Source organism: Niallia sp. XMNu-256, from assembly GCF_036670015.1.
In the GTDB taxonomy this organism is placed as follows: Bacteria; Bacillota; Bacilli; order Bacillales; family Cytobacillaceae; genus Bacillus_BD.
Genome location: NZ_CP137636.1, coordinates 963,932 through 976,273 on the forward strand (window position 1 = coordinate 963,932; position 12,342 = coordinate 976,273).

Below are 12,342 nucleotides of genomic sequence, written 5' to 3' on the forward strand. Positions count from 1 at the left end.
CTTTAAAAAGTTTTACAGAAATGTGCGTTTAACTTTATGCCAAAAAGTGTTATCTTTAAGCTTAACTGTTTTTATCTTTTTGTCACTGAGTTTAATTTGAATTTTCTCTACTTGACGAATGCTCAAGGCTTCATTATCAATAGCCATGATTGGATGCTCGTTCCCTTCTTTTCCTACAATCAATGTGACTGTTTTATCAGCGCTCACAATAAATGGAGAACCTAATGTTCGATACCTGTTATTATTTAATGAGCCGAGTTCGGTGATTTGCATACAAGCTAATTTAGGGTCAACAACGGCACCGTGAACCGACTTATTGTATGCAGTACTGCCAGTCGGTGTAGAGATCACTAGTCCATCGCCTCGAAAGGTTTCGAGTTGCAAATTGTTAATGTATACATCCAAAATAAAAGTCTTCACAATGGCCGATTGAATGCTAAATTCATTGATACATAAATAGGATAATTCATCATCTATTGTTACTTCAATAATGGGATAACGACGTACTTTCATTTGCTGATTGTGAATTGCATCCATTATTGTTTCAGGGTGATCTAAATAAAAGTCACAATAAAAGCTAAGTTGATCGGTGTTTGAGAATCCAGCATATAGACAGTCATCACGGAAACCAGTTCTTCGAATGCACTGCAAGAAATCTCCATCTCCACCGATACTCGCGATAATATTTGCGTCTTTAGCCGAGTTAACAACTTTGAAGCCGTTTTCAGCCATCTGATTCATTAAATTATTTAAATCTTTATGTATTTTTTCAGTTTCTTTATAGTAAAAATAAATATTTTTTCTATCAGCCATTTATCATGCACCTCCTAATTCGTATACTAGCAGAATATGGATAATTTTCATACTACCTTATTTGATTTTAAAATAATTTTGAAACATTTTATTTCTTAATGCGTAATTAAGAGACGACAATAAAAAAAGGAGGCAATTAAGTGAATAAGAAACGTTGGGCAGCCTTAGGGATTGCTGTCGTGCTATTTATTTTTTCTAGTATAACAAATGTTTTTTCTACCATTGTTTCTAGTAACTTTCAAAGTTCTTTAGAGGAGATGATGAATCCAACAGGTAATTTATTAGGTGAGGAAGTGATTGAGGATGGAAATCCTTCCAATAAAATTGCTGTACTCGATATTAATGGAACGATTCAAGATACGGGTGAACCAACATCGCTATTTTCTACTGTCAGCTATAATCATCGAGCCTTTTTAAAAAATCTTAATCATGCGAAAAATGACGGTTCGGTAAAAGGAATTATTATTAGAGTTAATACCCCTGGTGGTGGAGTCGTAGAAAGTGCGCAAATCCATGATAAGATTGTTGAAATTCAGGAAGAAGCAAAAAAGCCTGTTTATATTTCTATGGGATCGATGGCTGCATCTGGAGGATATTACATATCAGCACCTGCTCAAAAGATTTATGCAAGCCCTGAAACATTAACAGGCTCTCTTGGAGTCATTATGCAAGGGGTCAACATTACAGGGTTAGCTGAAAAATATGGTGTTAAATTTGAAACGATTAAAAGTGGCGAATTTAAAGATATCATGAGTTCAACAAGGGAAATGACCGAAGAGGAAAGAACGATTCTTCAAAATATGATCAATAATTCTTATAATGGATTTGTTAGAGTTATTTCTGAAGGCCGGGATATTCCGGAAGAAGAAGTGAGACGTATTGCGGATGGCCGGGTATATGATGGACGTCAGGCTAAAGAGATTAATTTAATTGATGAATTTGGTTACTTTGAGGACGTTGTCGATGCGTTAAAAGAAGATCATAAATTGGGTAATGCACAAGTTATTAAATATACAGAAAGCTTCGGCTTTGGTTCTCTGTTCTCAATGAGTGCACGTGGATTGCTTGGACAAGATGATTTGGAACTTGCAGGGATTATGAATTTATTAACGCAAAGTCATTCACCACGGTTAATGTATTTGTATTCGGAATAGGGGTGAAGAGATGAATGAAATGAATGGGAATCAAGCAAATAATGAAAAGGAAAAAGAACCTGTATATGAACAATCACAATCCATTCCTATTGATGAGGGCCCATTAGAAGTAAATAAACAAAGTAATCTTAATAAAATCGATCAACTCGAGCTTAAGTATGCAGGATTTTGGATGCGATTTTGGGCTTATTTATTGGATATCGTGATTGTCGGAAGTATTAATCGTATTCTTGTCTATCCCCTATTTAGATTGTTTGACTTACCGGTTCGGGAGGCGAGTATGTTTGCACCTGTTTCGATCATCACGGCGATTATCTTCTATGCTTACTTTGTTTTAATGACTAAATACTTTGGTCAAACTTTAGGTAAAATGGTGTTCGGCCTTAAAGTTATTTCGCTGCAAGGCCAAAAATTGAATTGGTCAACTGTGATGTTTAGAGAGTGGGTTGGCCGATTTATTTCCGGAACGATTTTAATTTTATATATTGTTGTTGGCTTTTTACCGAAGAAACAAGGAGTTCATGACCTATTTGCAGATACAACGGTTATTCATGAGCGCTCATAATTACGAAACCCGTCATCATCCGATGATGGGTTTATTTATGTCTTTTTTTGCCAATAATATCAGGTTGAAAGGTGTGAACAAATTTGAAATGGATTTTGCTCGGGCTTCTGATACTTTTTTTATTATTATTGGTTATCCTAATATCTAGAATAAATATTTATATCGTCTTCAACCATGCAAGAGATAATGATTCATTAATTATTAAATTTAGAGCTTGGTTTGGACTTATTCGCTATACGCTCAATGTTCCAATCATTAAAATTGATGACAACTCTCCGGCGATCGTAATGGAAGAAGAAATGAAAAAAGGTAAAGAGGAAAAAGTAACTAGTGAGAAAAGAAGTCAATTCTTTGCTGAAGATTTTTTAAATGGTTTCAAGGATATGGAGAAATTATTAAAGCATGTTGTTTCATTGCATCGAATTATAAGAAACTTTTTGAAGAAGGTTTCCGTCAAACAATTACAATGGCATACGGTAATTGGAGTAGGGGAGGCTTCTTTGACGGGAATGTTAACTGGAGCCATTTGGACAGTCAAAGGTGGTATTATCGGCATTATTAGTAACTATTTCAAACTAAAAGTAAATCCGACTCTATTGGTTCAACCCCATTTTCAAATGCCTGTTTCGCAGACTTCATTTCAATGTATGCTTCAATTTAGAATCGGGCATGCTATGTTTGCAGGTATAAAATTAATCAAATTTTGGAAAGGTGGACGACCTCAGTTCAGATCGAGGCTGTTTTCTATCCTTTCTCAAGAAAAGACTAACACAGTTTAGAAGTGGAGGAATAAAGAATGGCTGATCATCCAATTCAAGGTTTAATGACGACCGCAATGGAAAATTTAAAAGAAATGATTGATGTGAATACGATTATTGGTGACCCTGTTGAAACCCCAGATGGCAGTGTGATCTTAACAGTCTCTAAAGTTGGTTTTGGTTTTGCTGCTGGAGGTAGTGAATTTACAGTAGATGGTCAAATATCAGATTCTGATAAATCAATGGTTCCATTTGGTGGTGGTAGTGGTGGTGGTGTGTCAATCACCCCTGTAGCATTTTTAATTGTAAGTTCTAGCGGAGTAAAGATGGTTCATCTTGATGAGAATACACATCTATATGAGAGAATTCTGGACCTTGCTCCACAAGCAGTTGATAAGATACAACAAATGTTTGAAAACAAAAATAAAAATGATGGTTCTAATCAGTCAAACGGTCAAGCAAACCCGAGTGAATACAATGGACCTAAAAAGGAATTAGATCTATAAAAAAGAGGTTTAAAGGTGCCAGACCCGCTAATTCATAACTTTAGTGGTTTCTGGTACCTTTTATTTCTATATGGGAAAAGTTAATGTAATATTACTAATGGAAAATAATAGTCAAATAATATTCCAAAATTAAGCCATTTTTATTGCAAATATTCTAAATCGAGGATATATTTACAATGTACATATATTGCTTTTTGAGGAGGAAATAGGATGGCATCTATTACATTTGGAGGAAATCCAGTAACATTAGTAGGAAGTGAAGTAAAAGTAGGGGAGAAAGCTCCTAATTTTACAGTTTTAGCAAATGATTTATCACCGGTAACGTTAGAAGATAGTAAAGGCAGCGTTCGCTTAATCAGTGTTGTTCCATCTCTTGACACTGGCGTATGTGATGCGCAAACTCGTCGCTTTAATGAAGAAGCTTCAAAGCTTGACAATGTTAACATTTTAACAATCAGTGTAGATCTTCCATTTGCACAAAAGCGTTGGTGTGGAGCTGCTGGAGTAGATAAAGTTCAAACGTTATCTGACCATCGTGACCTGTCTTTTGGTGAGGCATTTGGTGTTGTAATTCAAGAAAACCGTTTGTTAGCTCGTGCGGTATTTGTTGTTGATTCAAACGACACAGTTACGTATGCGGAATATGTAAGTGAAGCAACCAATCATCCAAATTATGAAGCTGCGATTGAAGCGGCTAAACAAGCAAAATAATCAAAGTTTAAAGTCGATAGAAAGCGGTAATTTTGCCGCTTTCTATTTATATGACTTCAATCTCTACAAGATTCCTCGTAAATACTCCAAATTTGCGTTTAAACCACTTTTAACTTGTCCATCTACATAAACATAGCTAAAATAAGGTACGAAAAGAAAACTCAGGAGGAATAACAGTGAAAATGACTCCAGTGGAAGAATTATTTACCGTTATAAATGAAACTGCAACACTTATTCAAGAAGAATCCAAATGTAGCTATTTAGAAGCTCTCGCAGAAACAGGGGAAAATCTATTTCAGGAAACTGTTTTACAGGAATTAAGTGAATTAACAGAAAAAAGGTTAAGGAAAACATATCAAGAGGTTCAACTAAGTAATTTTACTAAGGAAGATATTCGAAAATCATTCCAACTTGCCATTTTAAAAGGGATGAAAGACAGTACTCAACCAAATCATCAAATGACTCCAGATACAATCGGAATGTTAATAGGATACTTATTAAAAAAGTTTATAAAAAGTCCAACTTATCGATTATTAGATCCAGCTGTCGGTACAGGAAATTTGTTAACAGCAGCCATTAATCAAGATCCAGATAAAGCGATAGATGGAATCGGAATTGAAATTGATGATTTATTAATTAAATTAGCTTATGTTAATGCCAATTTACAGGAACATCCGATTCAATTTTTTAATCAAGATAGTTTAGAGCCGCTATTTATTGAGCCTGTTGATGCAGTCATCAGTGATCTGCCTGTTGGGTATTATCCGAATGACATAAGAGCGGCTGATTATGAACTAAAAGTTGATGAAGGTCATACATATGCACATCATTTATTTATTGAACAAAGTATCCGTCATGTTAAACCGGGAGGCTATTTATTTTTTATTATCCCTAATGGATTATTCGAGAGTGAACAAGCAAAGAAATTACAGGAATATCTAAGTAAAACGGTCAACATTCAAGGTATCATCCAATTGCCATTATCCATGTTTAAGAATAAGGAAACTGGGAAGAGTGTCTTCATCTTGCAAAAAAAAGCAGAAAAACTAAATGCACCAAAGCAAGTTTTATTAGTGAATATGCCTTCACTTTCAAACGTTACCGAAGTAGAAAAAATCTTAGTGAAAATTGATCGCTGGATTAATGAAAATAAATAATTTTTATCCTTTTCCCAGAAAACGACAATTATTATTTATTGAAATCACTTTCATTTGTCGAACCTTGTGAAAGATTGGTGAAAACTCTTGAATAATGAATCAGACAATGTTTTAATGATTAGTGAATAATAACTGGGCAAACTATAAGAGCAAGACTTTGACTTTCATTAATACGGATTAGTTTATATAAAGGAGCGTTAAAAGATGGCAAAAATTATAGCGATCAACGCTGGTAGTTCATCATTAAAGTTTCAATTATTTGAAATGCCTAGCGAGCAAGTAATCACTAAAGGGTTAATCGAAAGAATTGGACTTGATGAAGCGGTTTTTAACATTACAGTTAACGGTGAAAAACAATCTGAAACAACCGATATTCCCAACCATGATGTGGCTGTTAAACTTTTATTAAGCAAATTAACTGACCTTGGAATTATTAAATCACTGGATGAAATTGAAGGGGTTGGACACCGGGTTGTACATGGTGGTGAGGCATTTGCAGATTCTGTTTTAATTACAGACGAGGTACTACGCAAGATTGAAGAATTATCTGAGCTTGCGCCATTGCATAATCCTGCTAATATAACTGGAATTAAAGCATTCCAAAACGTGTTACCAAACGTACCAGCGATTGCGGTATTTGATACAGCTTTCCACCAAACAATGCCAATGAGCTCTTACGTTTACAGTCTTCCTTATGAATATTATAGAGATTTTGGTATTCGTAAATATGGTTTCCATGGTACATCTCATAAATATGTATCAGAGCGTGCGTCAGAAATGCTTGGCAGACCATTAAGTCAACTTCGTTTAATTTCCTGTCACCTTGGAAATGGGGCGAGTATTACAGCGATCGAAGGTGGAAAGTCGATTGATACAACAATGGGCTTTACACCACTAGCTGGTTTAACTATGGGTACACGTTCTGGGGATATTGATCCTGCATTAATTCCATATATTATGGAAAAAACAAATCAAAATGCTGATGAGGTATTAGAAGTCTTAAACAAAAAGAGTGGAATGCTTGCCCTATCAGGTTTCTCTAGTGATTTACGTGACATTGAACAAGCAGCAGCTGAAGGGAACGAACGAGCTGAACTTGCATTAACTGTTTTTGCAAGCCATATCCATAAATATATTGGTTCTTATGCAGCACGTATGTATGGTGTTGATGCAATTATTTTCACAGCTGGTATTGGTGAAAACAGTGACACGATCCGTGCACGTGTATTAAATGGCCTTGAATTTATGGGTGTGTATTGGGATCCATCTCTTAATGAAGTTCGTGGGGATGAACGTTTTATTAGTTACCCACACTCACCGGTTAAAGTAATGATTATTCCTACGGATGAAGAAGTAATGATTGCAAGAGACGTTATGCGCTTAAGCAATAAAGAAACAGCAAAGTCAAACTAATGGATTCATCAAAGACAAAGGGCCAACCCTTTGTCTTTTTGTATGCAAAGAAATTCCGATTGCGAATATGTTATACTGATAAAAAATAAGCGGTATAATTAAATACACATAATCCCTGGATTCGAAAAAAGCTAACTTTGCTTGAGCAAGCCTCTTATTTTTCAAATAGCAGTGAGGTAAGTAGGTTAGCCGATATTTCAAAACTCAAGGAGGGGCAATATGACGTTAACGATTCGGGAACAAAAGGTTCTGCAAGAGATTCGTGAATGGGAAAATCGTATGTACAATTCTGAGGCAAATGATTTTCAACGAACTTACGATAGATATATTGAAAATGCCATCCAACAACTACCCCAAAAGGTGAAAGAACAAGTTTTTTCAAATCTTGATAATTGGTTGTTTCATCTTCATGCAATGATTCAAGGATCTGAAATGCAAATTGATGCAAAGGAGAGAATCATTGCTAGTGGGAGGGTTTTTCTAGAAGATATTCATTCTATAGAAGATCTAAAACAGCTTACGATCGATCAACTACAATACATAGCAGGACAGCAAATTATTCGGCATCGGATTTATTCTTTCGCACAAGGTGGGATTTCCGGAACCGGTGGAACGCTTTTATTAGGAGCGGATATACCAGCAATGGCGGTCATCAATTTGCGAGCTGTTCAATTAATTGCAATGACGTATGGGATTGAGGTCAATACTCCTTTTGAAATGATGACTGCACTAAAGGTTTTTAATGCATCCATTCATCCTCCTTATTTACAAAGTGCTGGCTGGCAAGATTTAATGAATGATTTTGGTGGAGAAGATCCGCGTTATTTTTATGAAGGAAATGAGGACTTAGCAAATATTACATGGCTGGATCAATTATTTAAACAGCTTCTCAAAGGAATGGCCATTGTATTATTTAGAAAAAAAATGATTCAAGGAATACCATTTGTGAGTATGGCGATAGGGGCAGGGGTCAATTATCAATTTACAAAAAAAGTAACTGAATTTGCCCATAAATATTACCAAGCAAGATACTTAATTGAGAAAGAAGGTGGACGCAGATGAGTCTGCAGGAACATAAGAAAAATGCGTTAAAGAGTGTTCGTTGTCAAGTGATAACAGTAAGTGATACAAGAAATAAAGACAATGATAAAAGCGGGAAATTAATAATCGAACTGTTAGAGAATGCTGGACATACGATTGTCGATTATTTGATCGTGAAGGATGAAAAGGAATCGATTAAGGAAGCGGTTCTAAAAGGATGTGACAATCCAGATGTCGATGTGATTTTGACAAATGGTGGAACTGGGATTGCCATGAGGGATGTCACCATTGAAACAGTTAAATCACTGTTCGATAAGGAAATTGATGGCTTCGGTGAATTATTTAGGATGTTAAGCTATACAGAGGATATTGGTTCAGCAGCCATTCTATCTAGGGCAGTCGCAGGGGTAATTGGTCATAAAGCGGTATTTTCAACCCCAGGATCATCGGGAGCGGTTAAACTAGCTATGAATAAATTAATTCTGCCTGAATTAGGTCATGTTGTGAAAGAGCTTCAAAAAGACTTATAAAACGAAAAGAGTGACTTGGTGTCACTCTTTTTCCGTTTACATATGCACTTTTTCGCTAATGTCCTGATCTGTACGAAACCACAGCCATAAATCATTAATTGTAGAAGCAAGATCTGCGATTTCACGATTTAATTGACAGGATCGATCAAAATTAGATTCGTTGGAAAGCTGAGACTGTTTAGTATTGATGATTTTTTCTAGATCCTTTATACGGTCTGGAATCTTTCCGCGAATCTTTTCCCAATGCAGCAAAATGGATTGTTGGATATCAGTTGTTAACGAATCCCAATCTTCTTTTATAACAGGAACATCAATTCCTAATCGTTCATTATAGTAAAAATATTTATCCAATCCATTTCCTCCTATATGTTTTCTCTATTTTACTACAGAATGGTAAGAACTTCTATTAGTCAAATCTTAACAGTAATTTGCATAATATTTTTGTTAATTTTTTTATTTACCTATTGAATTTTAGCGAAAAAGTTGTTAAAGTTTAATTCATAGAGATGAATAAAAATATAACATTATGTATAAATATTCGTTTATCATATAGGGGGATTAGTAATGGAAAATCCAAAAGTTGTTCTCGCATATTCAGGTGGTTTAGATACATCAGTTGCTGTAAGTTGGTTAAAGGACCAAGGCTATGATGTTGTAGCGTGCTGCTTAGATGTCGGTGAGGGAAAAGACTTAGATTTTATTAAAGAAAAGGCGCTTAAGGTTGGGGCGGTACAATCTTATGTGATTGATGCTAAGGAAGAGTTTGCGCATGATTATGCATTGGTGTCATTACAAGCACATACATTATATGAAGGAAAATATCCACTTAGTTCTGCACTTTCAAGACCATTAATCTCAAAAAAACTAGTTGAAGTAGCAGAAGAAGTTGGTGCGGTAGCTGTTGCACATGGTTGCACAGGCAAAGGAAACGACCAAGTACGTTTTGAAGTATCAATCCAAGCATTAAATCCAAACTTAGAAGTAATCGCTCCCGTACGTGAGTGGGCTTGGTCAAGAGAAGAAGAAATTGAATATGCGAAGAAAAAGAATATTCCAATTCCAATTAATTTAGACAGTCCATATTCAATCGACCAAAACTTATGGGGAAGAGCGAACGAATGTGGAGTCTTAGAAGATCCATGGGCAACTCCTCCAAAGGATGCATATGAATTAACGGCTGAATTAGAAGATACTCCTGATACGCCAGATATTATTGAAATTGGCTTTGAAAAAGGGGTACCTGTTACTATTAACGGACAATCTTATCCATTAGCAAATTTAATTCAAGAATTAAATGTACTCGCAGGAAAACATGGGGTTGGAAGAATCGACCATGTAGAAAATCGTTTAGTTGGAATTAAGTCAAGGGAAGTATATGAATGTCCAGCTGCCATGACATTAATTAAAGCTCATAAAGAATTAGAAGACTTAACACTTGTTAAAGAAGTGGCCCATTTTAAACCAGTAATTGAGAAAAAAATAACGGAAATGATCTATGATGGACTATGGTTCTCTCCTTTAACTTCAGCTTTAAAGGCCTTCTTAGTAGAAACTCAAGAATATGTAACAGGTATAGTAAGAGTCAAACTGTTCAAAGGTCACGCGATTGTAGAAGGAAGAAAATCAGTACACTCGTTATATGATGAAAATTTAGCAACTTATACTTCAGATGATCAGTTTGATCATGCTTCAGCAGTAGGATTTATTAAGCTTTGGGGTCTACCAACAAAAGTTCAAAGTATTGTTCAATCAAACAAGAAGGTGACAGTGTGAAAAAACTTTGGGGCGGAAGATTTACCAAATCTGCAGAAGAATGGGTCGATGAATTTGGCGCCTCTATTTCCTTCGACCAAGAATTAGTAATAGAAGATATAACTGGCAGCATCGCCCATGTGACGATGCTTGCCAAAACAGGTATTTTGACAAATGAAGAAGCCCAGCAAATTAAAGGTGGATTAGAGACACTAAAGGCAAAGGCGCTAAATGATGAATTAAAATATTCCGTTGCACTTGAAGATATCCATTTAAATCTTGAAAGCCAGTTAACCAATTTAATTGGTCCTGTTGGTGGGAAGTTACATACGGGAAGAAGCCGTAATGACCAAGTAGCGACAGATATTCACTTATATTTACGAGAACAAGTCAACCTTGTTATAGATTTAGTGGAAGAGCTTCAACAGGCATTATTGGATAAGGCAGAGAGCCACATTGAAACCATTATGCCAGGCTATACTCATCTACAAAGAGCACAGCCGATCTCCTTTGCTCATCATTTAATGGCCTACTTTTGGATGTTAGAGCGTGATAAACAACGTTATAAGGAAAGTTTGAAACGAATCAATATTTCTCCGCTTGGAGCAGGGGCATTAGCGGGTACTACTTTTCCAATTGATCGAGAATACAGTGCGGAATTGTTAGGGTTTGATGGTATTTATGAGAACAGTCTAGATGCTGTGAGTGATCGTGACTTTATTCTTGAGTTTCACTCCAACAGCTCAATTTTAATGATGCATCTTTCCCGCTTAAGTGAGGAGATCATTTTATGGTCGAGTCAGGAATTTCGATTTATCGAACTTGATGATAGTTTCTCTACGGGGAGCAGCATCATGCCGCAAAAGAAAAATCCGGACATGGCAGAACTTATTCGTGGGAAAACAGGACGTGTGTATGGTAATTTAATGGGACTATTGACTGTCTTAAAAGGTTTGCCACTAGCTTATAATAAAGATATGCAAGAAGATAAAGAAGGGCTGTTTGATTCAGTTAAAACAATCACAGGTTCATTGAAAATTTTTGCAGGAATGATTCGCACGATGAAAGTGAATCAAGCTGAGATGATTCAAGCAACAAAACAAGATTTCTCGAATGCAACCGAGTTAGCTGATTACTTATCTGATAAAGGGATGCCGTTTAGAGAAGCGCATGAAGTTGTTGGAAAACTTGTTCTCCAATGTGTTCAGAAAAATTGTTACTTAGTTAATTTATCAATGGATGATTATAAAGCGGCCAGCAGCCTGTTTGAAGAGGATATTTATGAAGTACTAGCACCTGAAACTGCAGTAGCACGCCGTAACAGTGCTGGTGGGACAGGCTTCGCGCAAATAAAGATCGCCATTAATAAAGCGAAAAACTGCTTAGCCTAAAATAGAAAGCCACGTTATCAATTGGTAACGTGGCTTTTATATAGAGGTATTCACGATTACTCATCTACATCTTCACTGCGAACAACTAATACATCACAACGTGCATGACGTGTGATATGTTCAGATACGCTACCAATTAAGAAACGTTCAACTGCATTTAACCCCGTTGCTCCACACATGATTAAGTCAATTTCATTCTTTTTAGCAATATCTTTTGGAATTTTAATTTTTGGAGAACCATAATCAATGACATATTCTACATCTGCTACGCCAGCATCATTTGCTTCCTTTTTATAATTTTCCATTAATTCTTTTGCAAATAATTCAGCTCTTTCTGCAATGGTACGATCGTACGCTTCGACTGTTGCAAATGTACGTGTATCAATAATATGGGCAATGACTAATTTAGCGTTATTTCGTTTAGCAACTGCAATTGCCTTCTTAAAAGCCCATTCTGCTTCCTTAGATCCATCAACAGCGACTAGGATTTTCTTATAAGATAGTGCCATTAGAATTCCCTCCTTTTTCTACAACTTCATTATACAACATTT

Annotated in this window: 14 protein-coding genes; 11 read left to right on the top strand and 3 right to left on the bottom strand. The window is 35.9% G+C overall.

Annotated elements, in window-relative coordinates:
- Positions 1-12: 12 nt before the first annotated feature.
- Complete coding sequence (locus R4Z10_RS04875) at positions 13-813, bottom strand: NAD kinase (RefSeq protein WP_338472082.1); 801 nt, start codon at positions 811-813, stop codon at positions 13-15.
- A gap of 140 nt (positions 814-953) precedes the next feature.
- Here R4Z10_RS04875 and sppA point away from each other — a divergent pair, with 140 nt between their 5' ends.
- The 9 genes from sppA (at position 954) to R4Z10_RS04920 (ending at position 8,648) form a co-directional block, all read left to right on the top strand.
- The gene (gene sppA, locus R4Z10_RS04880) at positions 954-1,967 is read left to right on the top strand and encodes a signal peptide peptidase SppA (protein WP_338472083.1); all 1,014 of its coding nucleotides are present in this window, start codon (positions 954-956) and stop codon (positions 1,965-1,967) included.
- 10 nt (positions 1,968-1,977) lie between these two features.
- Complete coding sequence (locus R4Z10_RS04885; protein ID WP_338472084.1) at positions 1,978-2,532, top strand: RDD family protein; 555 nt, start codon at positions 1,978-1,980, stop codon at positions 2,530-2,532.
- A gap of 128 nt (positions 2,533-2,660) precedes the next feature.
- Positions 2,661-3,311, top strand: coding sequence for a DUF2953 domain-containing protein (locus R4Z10_RS04890; protein ID WP_338472085.1), 651 nt, complete (start codon positions 2,661-2,663; stop codon positions 3,309-3,311).
- A gap of 17 nt (positions 3,312-3,328) precedes the next feature.
- Positions 3,329-3,796: a GerW family sporulation protein gene (ytfJ, locus tag R4Z10_RS04895; protein ID WP_338472086.1), complete on the top strand. Its 468-nt coding sequence runs from the start codon at positions 3,329-3,331 to the stop codon at positions 3,794-3,796.
- Between the two features lie 210 nt (positions 3,797-4,006).
- Entirely contained in the window at positions 4,007-4,507 is a 501-nt protein-coding gene (gene tpx, locus R4Z10_RS04900) for a thiol peroxidase (RefSeq protein ID WP_338472087.1), read from the top strand.
- Positions 4,508-4,683: 176 nt separating this feature from the next.
- Positions 4,684-5,664 carry a class I SAM-dependent methyltransferase gene (locus tag R4Z10_RS04905; protein WP_338472088.1) on the top strand — a complete coding sequence of 327 codons (981 nt, stop codon included), beginning with the start codon at positions 4,684-4,686 and terminating at the stop codon, positions 5,662-5,664.
- A gap of 204 nt (positions 5,665-5,868) precedes the next feature.
- A complete protein-coding gene (locus R4Z10_RS04910) occupies positions 5,869-7,077 on the top strand; it encodes an acetate kinase (RefSeq protein ID WP_338472089.1) in 1,209 nt (402 codons plus the stop codon).
- Positions 7,078-7,296: 219 nt separating this feature from the next.
- A complete protein-coding gene (locus tag R4Z10_RS04915; protein WP_338472090.1) occupies positions 7,297-8,139 on the top strand; it encodes an EcsC family protein in 843 nt (280 codons plus the stop codon).
- Positions 8,136-8,648 (top strand): MogA/MoaB family molybdenum cofactor biosynthesis protein, encoded by a 513-nt coding sequence (locus tag R4Z10_RS04920; RefSeq protein ID WP_338472091.1) that lies wholly within the window; start codon positions 8,136-8,138, stop codon positions 8,646-8,648. The genes R4Z10_RS04915 and R4Z10_RS04920 overlap by 4 nt, the downstream gene beginning before the upstream one ends.
- Positions 8,649-8,684: 36 nt before the next feature.
- Here the strand turns inward: R4Z10_RS04920 and R4Z10_RS04925 are convergent, their stop codons facing one another.
- Entirely contained in the window at positions 8,685-8,999 is a 315-nt protein-coding gene (locus R4Z10_RS04925; RefSeq protein ID WP_338472092.1) for a hypothetical protein, read from the bottom strand.
- A 213-nt stretch (positions 9,000-9,212) separates the two neighbouring features.
- Between R4Z10_RS04925 and R4Z10_RS04930 the strand changes: the two genes are divergently transcribed.
- The gene (locus R4Z10_RS04930; RefSeq protein WP_338472093.1) at positions 9,213-10,421 is read left to right on the top strand and encodes an argininosuccinate synthase; all 1,209 of its coding nucleotides are present in this window, start codon (positions 9,213-9,215) and stop codon (positions 10,419-10,421) included.
- Complete coding sequence (gene argH, locus R4Z10_RS04935; protein ID WP_338472094.1) at positions 10,418-11,791, top strand: argininosuccinate lyase; 1,374 nt, start codon at positions 10,418-10,420, stop codon at positions 11,789-11,791. The genes R4Z10_RS04930 and argH overlap by 4 nt, the downstream gene beginning before the upstream one ends.
- Before the next feature lie 56 nt (positions 11,792-11,847).
- On the opposite strand, the gene R4Z10_RS04940 is transcribed toward argH, so the two are convergent.
- On the bottom strand, positions 11,848-12,300 hold the full coding sequence (locus R4Z10_RS04940; protein ID WP_338472095.1) for a universal stress protein: 453 nt from the start codon (positions 12,298-12,300) through the stop codon (positions 11,848-11,850).
- Positions 12,301-12,342 lie beyond the last annotated feature (42 nt).